The 20,726-nt window shown below is 70.2% G+C and carries 20 protein-coding genes and 3 tRNA genes; 16 read left to right on the top strand and 7 right to left on the bottom strand.

Going from position 1 to position 20,726, the window contains the following annotated elements; all coding sequences use genetic code 11:
* Positions 1-37: 37 nt before the first annotated feature.
* The 3 genes from KZX17_RS01015 to KZX17_RS01005 all read right to left on the bottom strand — a co-directional run bounded on the left by KZX17_RS01015 (position 38) and on the right by KZX17_RS01005 (position 1,320).
* Positions 38-487 (bottom strand): BLUF domain-containing protein, encoded by a 450-nt coding sequence (locus tag KZX17_RS01015; protein WP_248171411.1) that lies wholly within the window; start codon positions 485-487, stop codon positions 38-40.
* On the bottom strand, positions 484-738 hold the full coding sequence (locus KZX17_RS01010; protein ID WP_248171413.1) for a hypothetical protein: 255 nt from the start codon (positions 736-738) through the stop codon (positions 484-486). Before KZX17_RS01010 ends, KZX17_RS01015 begins: the two co-directional genes overlap by 4 nt.
* Positions 739-831: 93 nt before the next feature.
* Positions 832-1,320, bottom strand: coding sequence for a YajQ family cyclic di-GMP-binding protein (locus tag KZX17_RS01005; RefSeq protein ID WP_248171415.1), 489 nt, complete (start codon positions 1,318-1,320; stop codon positions 832-834).
* A 137-nt stretch (positions 1,321-1,457) separates the two neighbouring features.
* Here KZX17_RS01005 and KZX17_RS01000 point away from each other — a divergent pair, with 137 nt between their 5' ends.
* The 5 genes from KZX17_RS01000 (at position 1,458) to KZX17_RS00980 (ending at position 4,557) form a co-directional block, all read left to right on the top strand.
* Complete coding sequence (locus KZX17_RS01000; protein WP_308194538.1) at positions 1,458-2,285, top strand: LysM domain-containing protein; 828 nt, start codon at positions 1,458-1,460, stop codon at positions 2,283-2,285.
* A 47-nt stretch (positions 2,286-2,332) separates the two neighbouring features.
* The gene (locus KZX17_RS00995) at positions 2,333-2,653 is read left to right on the top strand and encodes a hypothetical protein (RefSeq protein ID WP_248171417.1); all 321 of its coding nucleotides are present in this window, start codon (positions 2,333-2,335) and stop codon (positions 2,651-2,653) included.
* A gap of 39 nt (positions 2,654-2,692) precedes the next feature.
* On the top strand, positions 2,693-3,178 hold the full coding sequence (locus tag KZX17_RS00990) for an FBP domain-containing protein (protein WP_248171419.1): 486 nt from the start codon (positions 2,693-2,695) through the stop codon (positions 3,176-3,178).
* Between the two features lie 88 nt (positions 3,179-3,266).
* A tRNA-Tyr gene (locus KZX17_RS00985) sits at positions 3,267-3,348 on the top strand.
* A gap of 126 nt (positions 3,349-3,474) precedes the next feature.
* Positions 3,475-4,557 carry a hypothetical protein gene (locus tag KZX17_RS00980; RefSeq protein ID WP_248171421.1) on the top strand — a complete coding sequence of 361 codons (1,083 nt, stop codon included), beginning with the start codon at positions 3,475-3,477 and terminating at the stop codon, positions 4,555-4,557.
* Between the two features lie 2 nt (positions 4,558-4,559).
* On the opposite strand, the gene KZX17_RS00975 is transcribed toward KZX17_RS00980, so the two are convergent.
* On the bottom strand, positions 4,560-6,128 hold the full coding sequence (locus tag KZX17_RS00975) for an NAD(P)/FAD-dependent oxidoreductase (protein ID WP_248171423.1): 1,569 nt from the start codon (positions 6,126-6,128) through the stop codon (positions 4,560-4,562).
* 33 nt (positions 6,129-6,161) lie between these two features.
* Here KZX17_RS00975 and KZX17_RS00970 point away from each other — a divergent pair, with 33 nt between their 5' ends.
* The 5 genes from KZX17_RS00970 (at position 6,162) to KZX17_RS15145 (ending at position 10,405) form a co-directional block, all read left to right on the top strand.
* The gene (locus KZX17_RS00970; RefSeq protein ID WP_248171425.1) at positions 6,162-6,953 is read left to right on the top strand and encodes an inositol monophosphatase family protein; all 792 of its coding nucleotides are present in this window, start codon (positions 6,162-6,164) and stop codon (positions 6,951-6,953) included.
* 126 nt (positions 6,954-7,079) lie between these two features.
* The gene (locus KZX17_RS00965; protein ID WP_248171427.1) at positions 7,080-8,537 is read left to right on the top strand and encodes a M23 family metallopeptidase; all 1,458 of its coding nucleotides are present in this window, start codon (positions 7,080-7,082) and stop codon (positions 8,535-8,537) included.
* 65 nt (positions 8,538-8,602) lie between these two features.
* Positions 8,603-8,674 (top strand) — tRNA-Thr (locus KZX17_RS00960).
* A 23-nt stretch (positions 8,675-8,697) separates the two neighbouring features.
* Positions 8,698-8,771: transfer RNA gene (locus KZX17_RS00955), tRNA-Met, on the top strand.
* A 167-nt stretch (positions 8,772-8,938) separates the two neighbouring features.
* Positions 8,939-10,405: a glycoside hydrolase family 43 protein gene (locus KZX17_RS15145; protein WP_248171429.1), complete on the top strand. Its 1,467-nt coding sequence runs from the start codon at positions 8,939-8,941 to the stop codon at positions 10,403-10,405.
* A 5-nt stretch (positions 10,406-10,410) separates the two neighbouring features.
* On the opposite strand, the gene KZX17_RS00945 is transcribed toward KZX17_RS15145, so the two are convergent.
* Complete coding sequence (locus KZX17_RS00945) at positions 10,411-11,415, bottom strand: SDR family NAD(P)-dependent oxidoreductase (protein WP_248171432.1); 1,005 nt, start codon at positions 11,413-11,415, stop codon at positions 10,411-10,413.
* A gap of 107 nt (positions 11,416-11,522) precedes the next feature.
* Here KZX17_RS00945 and KZX17_RS00940 point away from each other — a divergent pair, with 107 nt between their 5' ends.
* On the top strand, positions 11,523-12,185 hold the full coding sequence (locus KZX17_RS00940; protein ID WP_248171434.1) for a TetR/AcrR family transcriptional regulator C-terminal domain-containing protein: 663 nt from the start codon (positions 11,523-11,525) through the stop codon (positions 12,183-12,185).
* Between the two features lie 27 nt (positions 12,186-12,212).
* Here KZX17_RS00940 and KZX17_RS00935 read toward each other — a convergent pair whose 3' ends face one another.
* Positions 12,213-12,878 (bottom strand): TetR family transcriptional regulator, encoded by a 666-nt coding sequence (locus KZX17_RS00935; protein WP_248171436.1) that lies wholly within the window; start codon positions 12,876-12,878, stop codon positions 12,213-12,215.
* Positions 12,879-12,988: 110 nt separating this feature from the next.
* On the opposite strand from KZX17_RS00935, the gene KZX17_RS00930 reads away from it, so the two are divergent.
* The gene (locus tag KZX17_RS00930) at positions 12,989-14,464 is read left to right on the top strand and encodes a DHA2 family efflux MFS transporter permease subunit (protein WP_248171437.1); all 1,476 of its coding nucleotides are present in this window, start codon (positions 12,989-12,991) and stop codon (positions 14,462-14,464) included.
* 6 nt (positions 14,465-14,470) lie between these two features.
* Here the strand turns inward: KZX17_RS00930 and KZX17_RS00925 are convergent, their stop codons facing one another.
* Entirely contained in the window at positions 14,471-15,505 is a 1,035-nt protein-coding gene (locus KZX17_RS00925; RefSeq protein ID WP_248171438.1) for a LacI family DNA-binding transcriptional regulator, read from the bottom strand.
* A gap of 122 nt (positions 15,506-15,627) precedes the next feature.
* On the opposite strand from KZX17_RS00925, the gene KZX17_RS00920 reads away from it, so the two are divergent.
* From KZX17_RS00920 to KZX17_RS00905, 4 genes are all read left to right on the top strand, one after another.
* Complete coding sequence (locus KZX17_RS00920; RefSeq protein ID WP_374107918.1) at positions 15,628-16,563, top strand: carbohydrate ABC transporter permease; 936 nt, start codon at positions 15,628-15,630, stop codon at positions 16,561-16,563.
* Between the two features lies 1 nt (position 16,564).
* A complete protein-coding gene (locus tag KZX17_RS00915; RefSeq protein WP_248171440.1) occupies positions 16,565-17,494 on the top strand; it encodes a carbohydrate ABC transporter permease in 930 nt (309 codons plus the stop codon).
* A gap of 46 nt (positions 17,495-17,540) precedes the next feature.
* Positions 17,541-18,887 (top strand): sugar ABC transporter substrate-binding protein, encoded by a 1,347-nt coding sequence (locus KZX17_RS00910; RefSeq protein ID WP_248171441.1) that lies wholly within the window; start codon positions 17,541-17,543, stop codon positions 18,885-18,887.
* A gap of 82 nt (positions 18,888-18,969) precedes the next feature.
* Complete coding sequence (locus KZX17_RS00905) at positions 18,970-20,724, top strand: beta-galactosidase family protein (RefSeq protein ID WP_248171443.1); 1,755 nt, start codon at positions 18,970-18,972, stop codon at positions 20,722-20,724.
* The last annotated feature ends 2 nt before the right edge of the window (positions 20,725-20,726 follow it).

The raw sequence follows: 20,726 nt of genomic DNA, 5'->3' as shown, positions 1-20,726 counted from the left end.
CCGCGAGGGGTCCGGGCCGTCGTCGTACGCGTACGCGTCAGCGGCCCTGCGTCGCGCGGACGCGGAACCAGAGACTGAGCTCGCGTGCCGCGCGAAGCGTCATCGAGGGGTCGTCGTGGGCTTCCAGGTCGTCGAAGGTGTCGCGGAAGCCCTCGGGGACGTCGTCGGTCGGCGAATCGATCGGCTGAAAGCCCATCGTCCAGTCGGCGAAGTTGCGCGCCTCGATGAACTCATCGATGAGGACGCGCAGGTTCGCGTGCCGGGTGTCCTGCTCGATGCGCGCCATCGTCTCGCGCACGGCGTCCTCGGGTCCCTCGAGGATCTGGATGAAGCGCCCGTTGCGGTACAGCAGCATCCCGGTCACGTCGTTCGCCGCATTCGCTGCGCGGCTCTGCTCGAGCAGGGCTCGCAGCGCGGCGTCGTCGAACGACTCGCGCGCCATGCTCGAGTACACGACGGAGAACAGGGACCCGTCCGGCTTGGTCATCTGTGCTCCCTGATCGTGAAGATGCCCGGGTCGCCCGCGACGGCGGACGGCGATGCAGACAGCGTACGCATCGCCGCGACGAGCTCGGCGAACGTGCCGACCGCGCGGGAGCGCATGTCGAACGCGGTGAACCGGCCGTCGCGCTGCCGCTCGATGTAGCCCAGGAAGTTGCCGTCGCGGCTGCCGACGTGGAATCCGTCTTCGACCCGCGACCAGACGGTCCCGGCGGTGGGGTGGTGATGCTCAGGCACGCAGGGTCCTCACTTGCTCGTGGTGCGTGCTCTCACGGTAGGCGAGGGCTCCGACAGCCGCCCGGGCTTGACATCCCGCCGCGACGGTCGTCCTCAGCGGTAGTTGACGAACTGCAGATCGACGTCGAGGTCGGCGGCCTTCAGCATCCGCTGCACCTCCTGCAGGTCGTCGCGCGACTTCGACTGCACGCGCAGCTCGTCGCCCTGGATCTGGGACTTCACCGACTTCGGACCCTCGTCGCGGATGATCTTGCTGATCTTCTTCGCATCCTCCGACGAGATGCCCTCCTTGAGGGTCGACACGAGACGGAACTCCTTGCCCGAGGCCTGGGGCTCGCCCGAGTCGAGGCTCTTCAGCGAGATGCCGCGCTTGATGAGCTTGGACTGGAGCACGTCGAGGACCGCCTTCGCGCGCTCCTCGCTGTTCGCCTTGATCAGGATGGACTCGCCGCTCCATTCGACCGACGCGCCGGTGCCCTTGAAGTCGTAGCGCTGCTCGACCTCTTTACGGGCCTGGTTGAGGGCGTTGTCCGCCTCTTGGCGGTCGATCTTGGAGACGATGTCGAAGGAGGAGTCAGCCATGCCTCCGAGCGTACCGTCGGGGGAGCGCCCCGCCACGGGGTTGCGCTCGCCGTCCGGCGGCGGTGCCGGGGACTCGCCTCCGGGGGGCTGGATGCCGCGAGTGGCGCCCGGGCGCCCACCGCCGATAGCGTCGAGGCGTGGAGCGGCGCGCGAAGGTCATGGTCGGGATCGCCGTCGGAGCCGTCGTGGGGCTGGCGGCGATCGCCGCGCCCGGGCTGGTCGGGTTGATCCCCACCGACCAGGTGGTTGCCGAGCGGCAGACTCCCACACCGGCCGCGACGCGCACGCCGACGCCGACCGCGACGCCGACCTCTGTCCCGACGACCACCGTCGAGTCGACACCCACGCCGACGCCGGAGGTGGAGGCTCGCTGCGCGGGTGTCACGCCGGGGACGGACTCGGGAGCGCGAAGCGGCGCAAACGGGTCGGTCACCGCGAGCGAGGCGGGGCTTCCCAGCGTGTATTTCGTGGCCGGCGGCGACTCCTACTGGAGCATCGCCGACCGCTTCTGCCTCGACTCCGCCGTCATCGCGGACCTCAACGACATCGATGACGCGACCGGCATCTATGCGGACACGTACCTCGCACTGGCGACGGATGCCGAAAGTCGAGTCATCCGATTGAACGAAGAACTGCGGGGCGGGTATCGCACACACCAGGATTGCGATGCGATCGCGCGCATCGAGATCACCGGCGACGGCGCGACGCGCCAGGTCTCCTTGAGCGGGACCATCGTCGACAGCGGCTCGGGTGAGTACGCCGAGGGGGCGGTCGAGAAGGTGGACGGGACTCCGACGTACTACACCGTGCAGCCGGGCGACACCTACCGTGGCATCGGCGACCGGTTCTGCGTCGACTCCCAGACCGTGCAGGCCTTCAACGACGCCGGCGCGTCGCGGGTCCTGCAGCCGGGCGATCGCGTCCAGCTCCGCCCGACCTCACGCACGATCGACTGGAACGAGTGACCGCGCGCCCTCCGGGCGACGATCGAGCCGAGGCCTAGTCTGGCCGCGTGACCACCACCGCCCCCGAGCAGCCCCTCACCGCGCAACGCGCCTGGGGTATCGGCGCGATCGCGCTGAGCGTGCTGGCGCTGCTGCCCACCCTCATCGTGACCGGCCTCATGGCGGGGCTCGACGGCGACTACGGCTGGCTCGTCCTCTTCACGCTCCCCGTCGTCGTCGCGGGCGGCGCGGTCGCCATGCTCGCGGGGATCGTCGGACTCGTGTACGCCATCATCAGACGACGCGGATACCTGTGGCCGGCCATCGGATGCGTCGTGGGCATCGCGCTGATCGCCGGGATCTCCATCCATCTCGCCGTCTCGGCCTGAGCCGGTCCCTCCGTCCGGAGGCGTCTTTAGACTGTCGGCATGCAGCCGTTGACCGAAGAGCAGCTGCGCGACGTGCTCGTCAACGCGACCCGGGACGAGCGTGAGCGCCTGGAGCCACCCCACGACTTCCCGATCCTCGAATGGGATCACCTCGACTTCCTCGCGTGGCGCGACCCGACGACGAAGAGCCGCGGGTACGTCGTCGCCGAGATCGACGGCGAACCCACCGGCATCGTCCTCCGGGCGGCGAACGGCGCGGCCGCGCGCTCGGCCATGTGCAACATCTGCCACACGATGCAGCCCGGCAACCAGGTAACCATGTTCACTGCCAGGCGGACGGGGGATGCCGGTGATCGGGGCGACAGCGTCGGCACCTACGTCTGCGCCGATCTGACCTGCCACGAGAACGTCAGGATCGCCGGCCCGCTGGCGCCCAGCGAGATCCGCGCAAGCGTGGACCGTCGCATCGACGGCACTCGTCACCGCCTCGAGTCCTTCGTCGAGCGGGTCGCCTCGGCGGCCTGACGGGCTGGTTTTTCCCACCGGCCCCGGTGAGGGTAGGATGGGTGATCGCGCCTCCGGTCGACTGAGAAAGCCGGGCGGGTGCGCACCTGGCGAGTTACCCAAGCGGCCAAAGGGATCTGACTGTAAATCAGACTGCATTGCATTCGGGGGTTCGAATCCCTCACTCGCCACAGAAAAGGACCGCAGAGAACCCTCTGCGGTCCTTCTGCATTTGGGCGGACGGCAGGACTCGGACGCGGCCCGTCTGACAGGATGGGGGCGTCGCGGGGGAGGACCCCGCCGAAGGGATGTCGAGGATGAGCGAACCGATCACCGCCCCCCGATCGAGCAAGATCTTCCGCGCGGCCATCTGGGTGGCGATCGGCGCCCTGATCGCCGCAGCCCTGGTCTGCGTGGTCTGGGTCATCGTCGGCGATTCGAACGGAATCGTCGAGCGGGCGTTCATGACCATCCTGCTCCTGGCGGGGTTCGCGGGCATCGCGATCCTCGAGTCGTCCCTCGCCGCCCGCCGCCCCGCGTGGTTCGCCCTCGCGAGCATGGTGTCGTGGGTCCTCGCACTGCTCGTCGGGGCGTTCCTGATCTGGATGCCGGAGGATGACGACGCGTTCGGCGTCGGCATCCAGCGGTTCTTCACGTTCCTGCTGATCGTGCTGATCCTGCAGGGGGCGCTCCTCCACATCCGGCTGTTCGCGAAGGCCTACGCACGTCACCAGACCACCTTCACGAGCATCGTCACCTACGTGACGATGGGCCTGGTCGTGATCCTCGCCCTCATGCTGGTGCTGGCGCTGATGCTCGCCGAGTTCGTGGAGTTCCGCGACATCTACTGGCGTGTGGTGGTGTCCCTCGCGATCCTCGCTGCGGTCGGCACGGCACTCGTCCCGCTCGTCAACGCGCTCTTCGCGCCGAAGCGGCCGCGCCCGGCGGTCTCGCCGTACTCCGACGCGCAGTACGCGCCGCAGCCGGCACAGGGCTCCGCGTCGCAGGGTGCCGGGGCGCAGGCGTACGCACAGCCTGCGCACGGCCAGCCGGACTACGGGCACCACGCCTACCCGCAGCAGGCCCCCGCGCAGCCGCAGGCGTGGCCGACGTACGCGGATGGACGCACGCCCCTCCCGGTCATGCCCGACGGCTCGCCGGACTGGAACGCCTACTACACGGGCTGGCCGACCTATCCGCAGCAGCCGTACGGCGCCGCCGGCGCTCCCCACGCGTCCCAGCCGCCGGTCGCGACGAGCGCGAGCGCACCCGAGCCCCCGGCCGCCCCGCAGGATCCGCCCGCGGCCCCCGGAGCACCCGAACGGCCGGCGCCCCCGGTCCCGCCGCTGCCCGGCACGCCGGACGTCCCTCCGGCGCCGCCCGTGCCGCCGCAGAGCTGAGTTCAGCCGCGCGACAGCAGTTCGAGTGCCGCCATCGCGGCGTTGTGACCGCCGATGCCGCTGACGGCGCCGCCGCGCCGTGCGCTGGACCCGCACAGCAGCACACGCTCGTGACCGCTCGAGACGCCCCACCGCTCGGCGGGCGTCTCGAGCGGTTCGTCGTCGTCAGCCCACGGCCACGACAGATCACCGTGGAAGATGTCGCCGCCCATCATCCCGAGCGACTCCTCGAGATCGCCGGTCGTCCGGGCCTCGATGCACGGCGAGCCGTCGGGCGCCTCGAAGACGACGTCCGCGATGGCTTCGGCGAGCACGGAATCCAGCGACGACTGCGCGGCCGCGAGCAGCGTCGACCGGTCCGCCGCACCCGAGGTCACGAGCCGGTGCGGCACCTGCAGTCCGAAGAGGGTGAGGGTCTGCGCGCCGCTCGCTCGCAGCTCCTCCCCGAGGATCGAGGGGTCGGTGAGGGAGTGGCAGTAGATCTCCGCCGGCAGGGGATCGGGGATGCCCCCTGCCTCGGCGCGGTCGTGGGCGGCATCCAACTGGGTCAGCGTCTCGTTGATGTGAAAGGTCCCCGCGAACGCGGCACGCGGGTCGACCGTCGTGTCGCGCAGGCGCGGGAGCCGGCGCAGCAGCATGTTCACCTTGATCTGCGCGCCCTCCGGCGCGGCGACGTCCCCCCCAGGCGCACCCGCTGCGCGGATGAGCCGGTCGAGGACGGACGCCCCGACGCCGCTGAGCACGACCCGCGCACCGACCCGCTCGCCGTCCGCCAGTGTCACTTCGCCGTCGGGTGACACGGCCACCACGTCGGCGCCCGTGCGGATCTCGGCGCCCGCAGCCCGTGCGGCCCGCTCGAGGGATGCGCTGACGGCGCCCATGCCGCCGATCGGCACGTCCCAGTCGCCGGTGCCGCCGCCGATCACGTGGTACAGGAAGCAGCGGTTCTGGCGCAGCGACGGGTCGTCGGAGCGGGAGAAGGTCCCGATCAGACCGTCGGTGAAGGCGATGCCCCGAGCGACGTCGCTCGACAGCGACGAGCGGATCAGCTCGCCCAGCGGGCGGGCGGTGACGGCGTCCCAGAGGCCGTCGTCGCCGACTCGGCGCCGCGCGTCGCGCTCGGCGGAGAGGGGCTCGGTGATCGTCGGGAACAGGCCGCGGCCGAGGGGCGCGAGCCGATCGGAGAAGGCGGCGACCCGCGCGGCCTCGCCCGGGTCGCCCGTGGCGTGCTCGATGCTCGCGGCGGTGGCTGCGGCATCCCCTCCGTCGATGAGGACGCCCCGCGCGGGATCGTCCGGCATCGGCGTATAGGAGGAGTAGCGCCGGCGGCGCAGCCGGATGTCGAGGCCGAGGTCGTCCATCACCGTGCGAGGCAGAAGGCTCACGAGGTACGAGTACCGCGACAGGCGCGCGTCGACGCCCGCCCAGGGGCGTTCGGAGACGGCGGCGCCGCCGACGTGATCGTCCCGCTCGAGCACGGTCACAGAGCGTCCGGCTCGTGCGAGGTAGGCCGCGGCGACGAGGGCGTTGTGCCCTCCGCCGACGATGACGACGTCTCGGATGGCGGTCATGGTGCTCAACCTAGCGGGCGTAGCGTGGAGGCCATGGATGCCGCCGCGCTCGCCGACCTCGCCATCGACATCGCCCGGGAAGCGGGCGAGCTCGCGCGTCGACGGCGACAGGAGGGCGTCGCGATCGCCGCGACGAAGTCCGCGATCGCCGACATCGTGACCGAGGCCGACCGGGAGGTCGAGACGCTCATCCGCGCCCGGCTGTCGGAGGACAGGCCCGAGGACGGCTTCCTCGGTGAGGAGTCCGGTGCGGAACGGGGCTCGTCGGGCATCACGTGGGTGGTCGATCCGATCGACGGCACGGTGAACTACGCCTACGGAATGCCTCACTACGCCGTCAGCATCGCGGCCGTCACCGGCGACCCGACGCCGACCGACTGGATCGCCGAAGCAGCGGCCGTGCACAACCCGGTGACGGGGGAGGTGTTCCACGCCGTCCGCGGCGGCGGCGCGTGGCACGGCTCGACCCGTCTCTCCGTGTCGGAACCCGGCGACGCGGGTGCCCTGGTCGCCACCGGCTTCGGCTACGACCCGAAGTATCACGCGGGCGACCTCGCGCGCGTCGCGGCCGTGATGCCGTTGCTGCGCGACCTGCGCCGCGCCGGGTCGGCCGCGCTGGACCTCGCGTATGTCGCGGCGGGCCGGCTGGACGGCTACTTCGAACGGGGTCTGCAGCCGTGGGATCACGCCGCCGGCGCCCTGCTCGTGGTCGAGGCGGGGGGACGGATCTCAGGCTCGCCCGGTGGCCGCCCCGGCAGCGAGATGACCATCGCCGCCCGAGCGGATCTGCACGACCGGATCGCCGAGCGGATCGCCGGAGTGTGAGTGCACATGCCTTTTTCAGCGCCGTCGTGTAGCGTGGTTATCTGATCGTTACCTTCGCTGCCCGAGCGGAGGACTGTAGACCTGAAGCCGCGGCCGCCCAGCCGCTCTACCCGAGAGCCCGCACGTTTGACCCTCGAGATCCCCACGACCGGCGCCGTCGGCGCGCGTCGTGACCGGCGACCCGCCGCGTCCGACGCCGTGCCGCTGACGCGTGCCGAGCTTCGCCGCCGAGCCGGCCGCCCCTCCGACGCCGTCGCGCATGACGCGGAGGGCGGACAGGCGTCGGCTGCGCCGGCTGGCGACTCCGTGACGGAGAACGCTGCCGAGGGCGCCGCCGTCCTGGCGGTCGCGGCGATGGGTGAGGTCATCGCGTTCGCGAAGGCTGTCGACGAGGCCAAGGCTGCGGCCGCCGCGCAGGTACCGACGCGCCGCCGTCGTACGCGACCCGCGGTCGCCGATGCGTCTGCAGCCGATGCGCTCGCGCCTGCACCCGCCGCTGCGGCCGTCTCACTCCCCGAGGCCGTTGTCGCCGAGGCCGCCGCGACGGCCCTGCCGACCCGCCGCCGGACCCGATCCACCCGCCGAGTCGACGCCGACATCCCGTCGGTCCCGCAGGCTCCCGCATTCCTGGACGAGACGATCGTCCTGCCCGCCGCGGATTCGACGCACGTCGCTGCCGACGCGTCGGACGCCGAGCTGATCGACGAGTTCGAGGCGGCCGCCAAGGTCTTCTCCTTCACGGGAGAGACACCCGTGCAGGTCGCCCGCGCCGCCGTCGAGGCCGACGAGCGTCGGCAGCAGACCACCCGAGTGCGGTCGGCCGCAGCGGTCCGCCCGCGTCGCGGCAAGGTCGCGCTGAAGCGCATGGCCGCGGCATCCTTCTCCGTGAGCGTCGTCGGTGTCGTCGGACTCCTCGCCGTCGGGACGACGACCCCGGTCCTCGCCGTCGGCGCCTTCGGCCAGGAGGTCCGCAGCGACATCTCGCTGGTCGCTCCGGCCGCCGATGCCGATGAGCCCGAGATCCAGGCGTACGTCGCGGCATCCGACGTGAAGTCGATCGACCTCGAGCGCTCGGACGAGTACGGCATCGAGTCGATGCGCGACGTCGCCGCCGATGCTGGTGTCACCCAGTTCGCCGGCACCTGGGTCAACGACTCGACCGCCGCCGTCCAGTGGCCGTTCCCCGTCGGGGTGCCGATCTCGGCGCAATTCGGATCGACCTCGTACCTCTCGAAGTTCTCGCGGGCCCACCACGGCACCGACTTCACGCCCGGCGCAGGCGCCGAGATCCACGCCGTCGCCGGCGGCACGGTCCGCATCGCGACCGAGGCCGGCGGGGACTACGGCGTCACGGTCGTCATCGATCACATCATCGACGGCGAGCTCGTCTCCACCCGCTACGGGCACATGCAGTACGGCTCGCTCCGCGTCTCGCCCGGCGAGACGGTCGAGGCCGGCCAGGTCATCGGCCAGGTCGGCAGCACGGGCAAGTCCACCGGGGCGCACCTGCACCTCGAGGTGCTGCTCGGCGGCACCACCCGGATCGACCCCGTTCCGTGGCTCAAGGAGCACACCGAGGACTGACCCGGTGTCATGGCGGATGCCGCGGTTCTGGTATCCTCTTCTAGTTGCCCGCGTGCGGGCAGCACGCCCCGATAGCTCAGTGGCAGAGCACTTCCATGGTAAGGAAGGGGTCGTCAGTTCAATCCTGACTCGGGGCTCGCAGCATCTCTCGGATGCTCGTGGCGGGGTAGCTCAGTTGGTGAGAGCGCACGACTCATAATCGTGAGGTCGCGGGTTCAAGCCCCGCTCCCGCTACGCAAAACCCCCGGCTCCACCCGGGGGTTTTGTTGTGTCCGGGGGTTCCGTGAACCGGCGCGGGTCGCGGACCCGTCGGGACTGCGCGACGCCGGTACTGTGACTCAGGTCATGAGCATCAGGCCGTCCCGCTCCTCGAAGCGAGGCATCCCCGCGACAGGAGTCACGTGAGCAGCACCCTCCCCGCCTCGCTCGAGCCGATCATCCCGGGCTTCCACCCCGATCCGAGCATCTGCCGTGCCGGCGAGGACTACTACCTCGTCAACTCGTCCTTCGAGTACTCGCCTGGTATCCCGGTGTGGCACAGTCGCGACCTGCGGTCGTGGACGCAGATCGGCAACGCCTTCTCGGCGGCGCAGGACTGGGTGCCGGGCCATGCGGCATCCAGCGGCGGTGTCTACGCGCCCACGATCCGGCATCGGAATGGGACTTTCTGGATCATCACCACCGACGTCGCGAGTGCCACGGGGCAGGTGCTCACCTCGGCGACGCATCCGGCGGGACCATGGTCTCCGTTGCGCCGTGTCGAGGGGCTGCCGGGCATCGATCCCGACCTCGCATGGGACGGGGACGACTGTTACGTGACCTACTGCTCGACCGCCCCCGCGATGCGCGGCATCGCCCAAGCGCGCGTCGACATCGAGAGCGGGACCGTGCTGGAAGGGCCCTACCGGGTCTGGGGTGGCACCGGTCTCGCCTTTCCCGAGGCGCCGCATCTGTATCTGCACGACGGCTGGTGGTACCTCGTGATCGCCGAGGGCGGCACCGAGCGCGGCCACGCCGTGACGGTGGCTCGGTCGCAGAGCCCGCGCGGGCCGTTCGTGGCCGCGCCCACCAACCCGGTGTTCACGCATCGCAGCACCTCCCACCCGGTGCAGAACACGGGGCACGCCGATCTCGTCGAGACGCCGACGGGGGAGTGGGCGGCGGTCTACCTGGCGGTCCGCCCCCGGGGGATCACCCCGATGTTCCACGTGAACGGGCGTGAGACCTTCCTCGCAGGTGTGCGGTGGGAGCACGAGTGGCCGGTCTTCGACGAGGACCACTTCACGGTCCCGAGCGTCGGTCGCTCGTTCTCCGACGACCTTGCGGGTCCGCTGCACCCGCGGTGGGTGTCGCCCGGTCTGGCCGTCGACGACCAGATCGGCGGCCACGATGCATCCGGGACGCTCATCCGGACCGCCGCCGGGTCGTCTCGCGCGATGACCGCCGTGGTCGCCCGGGTGACGGACGCGCACTGGACGTTCAGCGCTGAGGTCGACGGCGTCGACGGCGTCGCGGGAATCCTGCTCCGTCTGGACGACGATCACTGGGTGGAGGCCCGGGTATCGGACGGGTCCGCCGTCGCCGTCGCGCGCATCGGCTCTCTGGAGCTCCCGCTCACCGACGCCGTCGGGCTGGATGGTGGTGCGGTGCGCGTCGTGGTGCGCTCCGTCCAGGCGACGACGCAGGGTCCCGATGACATCCGACTCGCCGTCGTCCAGGCCGGTGTCGAGCACGACCTCGGCCGCCTCGACGGTCGGTACCTCTCGACCGAGGTGGCGGGCGGGTTCACCGGCCGCGTCGTGGGCGTCCGCGCCGTCGAAGGGGGCTTCCGCCTGCGCTCCGTCGGGTACGACCCGACTCAAGGCTGACGCGCCTACTGTGCGGACCAGCCGCCGTCGCTGGCCAGCACCGCACCGTTGATGTTCACACCGTCGTCGGACAGCAGGAAGGTGATCGACGCCGCGATCTGCTCGGCCGTGGCGACTGACGGGATGCTGCCGTGGAACTGGCCGAGCCGCTCCTGACCGTACGCCGAGACGTTCGGGGGGAACGGGATGCCGGTGGCCACCCCTCCCGGCGCGACGGCGTTCACCCGGATGCCCTGCGGGCCGTACATCACGGCGGCACTCTTGGTCAGGCCGATCACTGCGTGCTTGCTCGTCGTGTAGGCGTTTCCCGACGCGCTGCCGCGCAGTGCAGCCTCGGATGCGACGTTGACGACGGACCCGCGCCCCGCGGCGAGCATCGACGGGAGCACGGCCCGCGTCAGCTTGAACGGTCCCGTCACGTTGACGGCCATCACGCGCTCCCATATCGCGTCGCTCGTCTCCGCGAGCGGCGAGAAGTCGTCGTTGATGCCGGCCACGTTGGCCAGCGCGTCGATGCGACCCCCGGCCGCCTCGACGATGGCGTCGACGGAGTCCTGCGTGGTGACATCTCCCGCCACCGGCACGATGTCGGCATCCGGCATCGAAGCAGCGAACTCCGCGAGGCGGTCGGCGGAGATGTCCGTCGCGATCACCCGGCCGCCCTCCCGGGCGACGCGGGCTGCGGTCGCGCGGCCGATGCCCGAAGCGGCGCCGGTGACGACGACGGTCTTCCCCGCGAAGCGGCCCGCCCAGGTCGGCTCGTCCGAGGCGGCCTCGGGGGCGGCGGGCATGACGCCGTCGTTCGCGCGGAGCACGAGGTCGTCGATGACGGACTGCGGCATCTGGCCCTGGCTGAGGGCGACCAGCTGCTGCAAGGGAAGGCCGCGGACCGGGGCCAGAGCGTCCTCGGATGAGCCGGATGCCGCGAGCAGCCCTCGCAGCAGGGGGCCGCCGGTCTCGCTGTCGAGCCATTCGCCGATGGTCGATGCGCCGGTGAGGGAGTGGGTCATGTGTCGTCCTTCCGTGGAGTGCGGCCTGGAGCGTCGACGCTGTCGCATCGATCTATTCCCGCACGGGAAATGCTACCCTCGGCCGAGCGCGGGCGGAAGGGTGTGTCATGTCGACGTCGAACGGTCCTCGCCGAGGGCGGGGCACGCGCGCGGGTCTGACGCGTGACCGCATCCTCTCGGCCGCGCGCGACCTGGACCCGCTGACGCTGACCATGCAGCAGGTCGCGGACGCCCTCGGCGTCGACCGGAAGGCGCTGAACCATCACGTCACCGACCGCGACAGCCTCCTCGAGATGCTCGCGATCGACGCCTTCCGGCGACGCTTCGACGCTTCGCGGGCCGACCTCGGGGAGTCGTGGCAGGACGCCTGCCGCGGGTACGCGACGGCGCTCACCGAGAGCGTCGTCGACATCGGCGCGTGGCTCGGTCACCTCCACTTCACCTCGCCGAACGACCTGTCCATCGTCGGACCGGCCGAGGTCGTGGCCGCCCGTTTGCGCCAGGCGGGGTTCGACACCCAGACCGCCAGCCGCGGCATGCATCTGCTCGTCAGCATCTGCCAGGGCTTCGCCCGGGACGTCGTCATGTCCGGACGGTCCGCCGACGACGTGCAGGTCGCGCGCGTGCGGAGCGCACTGGAACGCTCACCCGGCGAGTATCCGGCACTGCGCGAGCTCATCGAGAGCCGGATCGACAATCACGGTGCCGACCAGCTGCGTTTCGACGTCGACGTCTTCATCGCCGGGATGGAGCGCCTGCTCCCGGCGTGAGGGGCACGCGGCCACACGTCCACACGATCAGGCGGGCGGATCGCCCAACTGATCACTCATCGCGACGGTGCTGCGCCGGATCTCGAGGTAGATCTCGCGCACGCTGGCCGAGGTGCCGAGCTCGGCGCGACGAGCCCACTCGTCGAAGGCGAGCCGGACGATGAGGAAGATGATCCCGATCGCCGCGCGAGCGGTGAGGACGTCGGCGTCGGCACCGGCGGCATCCACCGCGGTGTCTGTGAGCGCATCCACCTGTTCCGCCTCCGTGCGCAGGACGAGCGCGAGCAGGGTCGGCTCGTGGCCGACGAGACGGCGAACGCGGAGCACCCGGTCGTGCTCGTCCGGACGCGAGTCGAACCACGCGATCTGCGCCAGCCAGCTGCTCTCGAGGGCGCGCAGCAGCGGCTCTCCGCTGCCCACCGCGTCGCTCACCGCACGCAGCATCGACTCCGACTCCTCGGTCGGCTGCAGGACGGCCGCCTCTTTGGTCGCGAAGTAGCGGAAGAACGTGCGCGGGGAGGTGCCGGCGCGATGCGCGATGTCGTCGACCGTGGTTCCGGACACGCCGCGCTGCTCGAACAGCTCGATCGCGGCATCCGACAGCTCGCGCTGGGTCTCGCGCCGCCGCCGCTCCCGCAGCCCCTCGGTGGGGCGGTCCGCAGGCGCCGCCTCGTCGGGGGAATACCGGTCCATGCGCCCATTGTTGCACCCATCGTCAAATCTGCAGTTCACGCCAATGTGGCAGTCACTGTCAGATAGAATCGACCGAACCTCGCGCCGCGCACCGACCTCGAAGGCACCCCATGACTCTCAGCGACTCCCGTCCCGACACGGCGTCCGCCCCCACGATCCCCGCGTCCGCCCCGAAGACCGGGCCGGTCATCGCGCTGCTCGTCGTCGCCGCCTTCGTCGTCATCCTCAACGAGACGATCATGGGCGTCGCGCTGCCCAGCCTGATGATCGACCTCGACATCACGGCCGCCACCGCGCAGTGGCTGACGACGGGCTTCCTGCTGACGATGGCCGTCGTGATCCCGCTCACCGGATCGCTCCTGGTCCGCTTCACCGTGCGTCAGGTGTTCTTCACCGCGATGACCCTGTTCGCGATCGGCACGCTGATCGCGGCGCTGGCGCCCGGGTTCGGGATGCTGCTGGTCGGCCGCGTCGTGCAGGCCTCGGGCACCGCGATCATGATGCCGCTCCTGTTCACCACCGTCCTGAACGTCGTGCCTCCCACCCATCGCGGGCGGATGATGGGCGTGATCAGCATCGTCATCGCCGTCGCTCCCGCCGTCGGGCCGACGGTGTCCGGCCTCATCCTCTCGGCCCTCGACTGGCGCTGGATGTTCTGGCTGGTGCTCCCCATCGCCCTCCTCGCCATCGCCCTCGGCGCCCTGTGGGTGCAGAACGTCACCGAGACGCGCGACGCCCGGTTCGACGTCCTGTCCGTCGTCCTCTCGGCCGTCGGCTTCGGCGGCCTCATCTTCGGGCTGAGCTCGATCGGCGAGTCCGCGTCGGGGCACGCGCCCGTGCCCGTCTGGATCCCGCTCGTCCTCGGCGCGGCATCCCTCGCACTGTTCGTCGTCCGTCAGCTGGCGCTGCAGAAGACGGATGCCGCACTGCTCGACCTGCGCACGTTCCGCTCGCGCTCGTTCAGCCTGGCGGTGGTCCTCGTCATCGTGGTGATGTCTGCGCTGTTCGGCTCGCTCATCCTCCTGCCCATCTACCTGCAGCAGGTGCTCGGGCTCGACACCCTCGCCGTCGGCCTGATGCTGCTGCCCGGCGGAGTCCTGATGGGCGTCATCGCGCCGATCGTCGGATCGCTCTTCGACCGGTTCGGGCCGCGCCCCCTCGTCCTGCCCGGCATGGTCGTCGCCGCGGCGGCGCTGTGGGGGATGGCGACCTTCGGCGAAGGCACCTCGGTCGCCTGGATAGTCGCGGTGCACATGGCACTGAACCTGGGGCTCGGCTTCGTCTTCACGCCGCTGCTCACCTCAGCGCTCGGCTCGCTGCCGCAGCGACTGTACTCGCACGGCAGCGCGACGGTCAGCACGCTGCAGCAGGTCGCCGGCGCCGCCGGCACGGCCCTGTTCGTCACGCTCATGTCGGTCGGTGGTGCGGCGGCCGCGGCATCCGGTACCGATGCCGTCGGCGCAGTCGCGTCCGGCGTCCACACCGCCTTCACGGTCGGCGCGGTCGTCGCGACGGTCGCCGTCGTGCTGGCGGCGTTCGTCCGGAGGCCCGCCGACGACGCGCAGGCGCCGATCGCCGCGCACTGACCGGGATCAGCGCGGAGCGGGTCCGCTGCTGTCGCGGACGACCAGCTCGGTCGGGATGAGGGTCGTCCCTCCCCCCGCCGAGGGGTCCGCGATCTGCGACAGCAGCCGCGCCATCGCCACGCGTCCGACCTCGCGGAAGTGCTGGTGCACCGACGTCAGGGGCGGCCAGAACGCCCGGGCCTCGTCCATGTCGTCGAAGCCGACGACGCTGACGTCGCCGGGGATCGAGCGGCCGAGCTCGTGGAACGCACGCATCGCACCGAGGGCCATCTGATCGTTGGCGGCGAACACGGCCGTCACGTCGTCGCGCGCGCCGAGCTCGAGGCCGATGCGGTAGCCGGACTCGGTCGACCAGTCGCCGTGATGGGGGTCGGGCGGTGCGACGCCGGCCTCGTCGAGCGTCCGTTGCCACGACTCGACGCGGTGCATCGCGGAGAACGACGACGTCGGCCCGGCGATGTGCCACACCTGACGGTGGCCGAGGTCGAGGAGGTGCTGCGTGGCCAGGCGCGCACCGAGGGCCTGGTCGGTGTCGACGACGGTGTACCCCGACCCCGCGTTCGAGTCGATGACGACGACAGGCAGCCCCGGTGGGAGGGTGATCTCGACGCGGTCGAGCAATGACGCCTCGAAGATGATGATGATGCCGTCGACGGCCTGCTCGGTGAGGCGACGATAGGCACCGCGCACGGCGCCCATCGTCGGGTCCGGCACCGGCATGAGGGTCACGCTGTAGTCGGCGATCGCGGCCTCGGTCGCGATCGCGTCGAGGGTCCGGACGTTCCCGAGCGTCTCGAGCGTGAACATGATCACGCCGATGGTGTGGAAGCGTCCGTATTTCAGCGCCCGCGCCGCGCCGTTGGGGCGATAGCCCACGGCGCGCATGGACGCGAGCACGCGCTCACGCGTCGTCTCGTCGACGTTGGTCAGCCCGTTGGAGACCCGCGACACCGTCTGCGACGAGACGCCTGCGTGCCGCGCGACGTCGGCCATGGATGCTGCGCGGCGCCGCCTCGACGGTGAGGTGTCGTTCGTGGTCATGGGCTCCAGGTCCTTCGTCGGCCTCGCCGGTGGATCTCGGTGGTTACGCAAACATGTTATGCTCCCGACCAGCGATGTTCGCGTAAACATTCCGCACTTCTCGTCAACGAACGGACTTTGACATGACGATGGCGTCAGCACCCCCGACCGCCGCAGCGGGCCTCGGCTCGGCGGCTCCGGCCGTCCGCCGCACCCGCCGCGACTGGCGCGGCTGGGCCTTCGTCGGCCCGTTCATGATCGTGTTCCTCGCGGTCCTCGTCGCGCCGGTCGTCTACGCGCTGTACCTGACCCTGTTCCGTCAGCAGCTCGTCGGGGGCAACGCGTTCGTCGGGCTCGAGAACTATGTCGCCCTGTTCCAGGACGCGAAGTTCTGGGAGTCGCTCGGCCGCGTCGCCCTGTTCCTCGTGGTCCAGGTGCCCATCATGCTGACGCTCTCGCTCGTCGCGGCACTGGCGATCGACAGCGCGCGGCTGCACGGGGCATCCTTCTTCCGCATCGCGATCTTCCTGCCCTACGCCGTGCCCGGCGTCGTGGCCGCACTCATCTGGGGCTTCATCTACGGCAACCAGTTCGGCCTCTCCGGGTCGATCAACGACCTCATCGGGTTCGACCTGCTGCAGCCGTTCAGCGCCGATTGGATCCTCGCCTCGATCGGCAACATCGTCACGTGGGAGTTCATGGGCTACAACATGCTCATCTTCTACGCAGCGTTGAAGGTGATCCCCACCGAGCTGTACGAGGCCGCGGAGATCGACGGGGCGGGCCAGTTCCGGATCGTCACGGGCATCAAGATCCCGTCGCTGCGCGGCTCGATCGTCATCGCGACGATCTTCTCGATCATCGGCAGCTTCCAGCTGTTCAACGAACCCAACCTGCTGAAGAACCTCGCACCGAATGTGATCTCGAGCTTCTTCACCCCGAACATGTACGCCTACAACCTGTCGTTCGCGGGTCAGCAGTTCAACTACTCCGCCACCGTCGCGATCGTGATGGGCGTCATCACCGCCGTCATCGCCTACATCGTCCAGGTGCGCGGCTCCCGCCAGGAGGTGCGCTGAGATGACCGCGACCGAGCTCGTGACCACCCGCGACACCAGCCCCGCCCGGCGGACCCGGCGTCCGACCTACGTCCGCTCGCAGGGCCGGCGGCAGAAGAAGTCGATCGTGCTCACGATCGTCATGGCGATCTTCGTCATCTACTCGATCGTCCCGCTCGCCTGGCTGCTCTTCAACGCGACGAAGGACCAGGGCGACCTGTTCTCGTCGTTCGGACTCTGGTTCGGCGCGGACTTCAACCTCTGGCAGAACATCGTCGACACGCTGACCTACCGGGGCGGCATCTTCGTCCAGTGGTTCGGCAACACCCTGCTCTACGTCGTCGTCGGCGCGGGGGGTGCGACCCTCCTCGCCACCGTCGCCGGCTACGGCATGGCGAAGTACGCCTTCCCCGGGCGCCGGGCGGTCTTCGCGCTCGTGCTGGGCGCGGTGGCGATCCCCGGGACGGCCCTCGCCGTGCCGACGTTCCTCATGTTCAGCCAGCTGGGGCTCACGAACACGCCGTGGGCCGTCATCCTGCCGTCGCTGATCAGCCCGTTCGGGCTGTATCTCATCTGGACGTACGCGGTGGACGCCGTGCCGACCGAGCTCCTCGAGGCCGCCCGCATCGACGGGGCGGGGGAGTTCCGCACGTTCTTCACGATCTCGCTGCGGCTGCTCGCCCCGGGCATCGTCACGGTGCTGCTCTTCGCGATCGTCGCGACCTGGAACAACTACTTCCTCCCGCTGATCATGCTGAGCGAGCCCACCTGGTATCCGCTCACCGTCGGGCTCAGCCAATGGAGCGCGCAGGCGTCCGGCGTCGCGGCGCAGCCGATCTACAACCTCGTCATCACCGGGTCGCTCCTCACGATCATCCCGATCGTCGCGGCCTTCCTCGTCCTGCAGCGCTTCTGGCAGTCCGGTCTCAGCGCCGGCAGCGTCAAGGCCTGATCCCCGCACCAACCTCCTCGCACCACCACTACGAAAGGGAACGAAGATGTCCACCCTCACCCGACCCCGCGCCCGACGCATCGTCGTCGTCGCGGCATCCGCCCTCACCGTCGGTCTCGCCCTCGCGGGCTGCGGCGGCGGCGGAACCCCGTCCGCCGCACCCGGCGGCAGCGCCGACGAGCTCGAGGCAGCGCTCGAAGAAGGCGGCACCATCACTTATTGGAGCTGGACCCCGTCGGCTGAGGCCCAGGTCGCCGCGTTCGAGAAGGAGTACCCGAACGTCGACGTCAAGCTCGTCAACGCCGGGACCAACACCGAGGAGTACACGAAGCTCCAGAACGCGATCACGGCCGGATCGGGTGCGCCCGACGTCGCGCAGGTGGAGTACTACGCCATCCCGCAGTTCGCGCTCTCCGAGTCGCTCGTCGACCTCGCCCCCTACGGCTTCGGCGACCTGAAGGACCAGTACACCCCCGGCCCGTGGGGCGCGGTCACCGTCGGCGACGCCGTCTACGGCCTCCCGCAGGACTCCGGCCCCATGGCCATGTTCTACAACGCGACCGTCTTCGACGAGTACGGCATCGAGGTGCCGACCACGTACGACGAGTACGTCGCCGCCGCCGAGAAGCTCCACGAGGCCGACCCGAACGCGTACATCACCTCGGACACCGGCGACGCCGGCTTCGCGACGAGCATGATCTGGCAGGCCGGCGGCCGCCCGTTCTCCGCAGACGGCACGAACGTGTCGATCGACCTGCAGGACGAAGGCTCGAAGAAGTGGGCCGACAGCTGGAACCGTCTCGTCGAACAGGACCTCCTCGCCACCACCCCCGGGTGGAGCGACGAGTGGTACCGCGCCCTCGGCGACGGCACTATCGCGACCCTGCTGACCGGTGCGTGGATGCCTGGTGTCCTCGAGTCATCGGTGCCCGAGGCATCCGGCGACTGGCGCGTCGCACCCATGCCGACCTACGACGGCACCCCGGTGACCGCGGAGAACGGCGGTGGCGGCCAGGTCGTCCTGAAGCAGAGCAAGAACCCGGCGCTCGCCGCAGCCTTCCTCAAGTGGCTCAACGCGGACCCCGCCTCGATCGAGGTCTTCCTCGCATCGGGCGGCTTCCCGGCCACGACGGCGGACCTGCAGTCCGACGAGTTCCTCGCGAAGGCGCCCGAGTACTTCGGCGGCCAGAAGATCAACGAGGTCCTCGTCGACGCGGCGAACAACGTCCCCGAGGGATGGCAGTACCTGCCGTACCAGGTGTACGCGAACAGCATCTTCGGCGACACCGTCGGCCAGTCCTACCTCGACTCCGGCGACCTCAACGGGGGTCTGGAGATCTGGCAGCAGCAGCTGACCGACTACGGCAACCAGCAGGGCTTCACCGTCGAGTGACCCGCGATGAGGGGGATGCGGCGCGACCCGCCGCATCCCCCTCATCACGTCCGCCCCACGTATCACCCGACCTGGAGGGTCGATGTCCGACTTCCGCATCGGCGACGAGCACTTCGAGCTCGACGGCCGCCCGTTCCGCATCCTCTCCGGTGCCCTGCACTACTTCCGGGTGCACCCCGATCAGTGGCGCGACCGCATCCGCAAGGCCAAGCAGATGGGGCTCAACACGATCGAGACCTACGTGGCGTGGAACGCACACGCGCCGCAGGAGGGCGTCTTCGACCTCAGCGGTCAGCTCGACCTGGCACGCTTCCTCGACGAGGTGCACGACGAGGGCATGTATGCGATCGTCCGCCCCGGTCCGTACATCTGCGCGGAATGGGACGGCGGCGGACTGCCGGCGTGGCTGTTCCGCTCCGGCACGGTCGGGGTCCGCCGCAACGAGCCGCAGTTCATGGCCGCCGTCGAAACCTACCTGCGCGCACTCGGCGAAGTGTTCGTGCCCCGGCAGATCGACCGCGGCGGGCCCATCATCCTGGTCCAGATCGAGAACGAATACGGCGCCTACGGGTCGGATGCCTCCTACCTCCGCGCGCTCGTCGACATCACCCGCGACTCCGGCATCACGGTCCCGCTCACCACGGTCGACCAGCCCACGCCCGAGATGCTCGAAGCGGGCAGCATCCCCGGGCTCCACAAGACCGCATCCTTCGGCTCGCGCTCACGCGAGCGGCTCGCGACGCTCCGCGAGCATCAGCCGACCGGGCCGCTCATGTGCTCGGAGTTCTGGGACGGCTGGTTCGACAGCTGGGGCGGGCATCACCACACCACGACTCCTGAGGAGTCCGCGCAGGACCTCGCCGACCTGCTCGAGGCGGGCGCGTCGGTGAACCTCTACATGTTCCACGGCGGCACGAGCTTCGGCTTCACGAACGGCGCGAACGACAAGGGCGTCTATTCGCCGCTCGTCACGAGTTACGACTACGACGCCCCGCTCGACGAGACGGGTGCGCCGACGGCCAAGTACGCCGCGTTCCGCGAGGTGCTCGCCCGCTTCACCGACGTCGCGGACGCGCTCCCCGCCCCGCGACCGGCGGCTCCGACCCCGGCCGCCACGATCACCGAGACGGTCGCGCTCGCCGACGTCGTGGACGAGCTGGGGCAGTGGCACACGTCCGAGCACCCGCCGTCCATGGACGACCTCGGAGCCTTCACCGGCTTCGCCGTCTATCGCACCCGGGTCCGTACCGAGGGGCGCGAGGTGCTGCACATCGACGAGATCCGCGACCGTGCCCTCGTGAGCGTCGACGGCGCGCCCGTCGGCGTCCTCGCGCGGGACCACCACGACACGGCGCTCGCGCTCCCCGCCGACGCGGCCGGTGTGCTCGAGCTGCTCGTCGAGGACCAGGGTCGCGTCAATTACGGCGTCCGCATCGGCGAACCGAAGGGGCTCATCGGACGGGCTCGGGTCGGTGACCGTCCGCTCACGGACTGGCAGGTGCTGCCCCTCGACCTCGCCTCGATCGGCCTCGTGCGGCGCGCGCTCGATGCGACGACCGGGGGAGCGCTGGCAGGGCCCGCCTTCGGCCGTGCGCGCTTCTCACTCGACGAGCCCGCCGACCTCTTCCTCGACACCCGCTCCTGGGGCAAGGGCGTCGCATGGATGAACGGCTTCAACCTCGGCCGGTACTGGACGCGCGGCCCGCAGCACACGCTCTTCGTGCCCGCCTCCAGCACCCGTGCCGGCGACAACGAGCTGATCGTCTTCGAGCTCCACGGCGGATCATCCGACGTCGTCTTCTCGCCCCATCCCGATCTCGGGCACCTGGAGTACTGAGG

Origin of the sequence: Microbacterium sp. EYE_78, assembly GCF_023149035.1 — a bacterium.
Taxonomy (GTDB): domain Bacteria; phylum Actinomycetota; class Actinomycetes; order Actinomycetales; family Microbacteriaceae; genus Microbacterium.
This window is presented reverse-complemented; position numbering and strand designations above follow the sequence as displayed.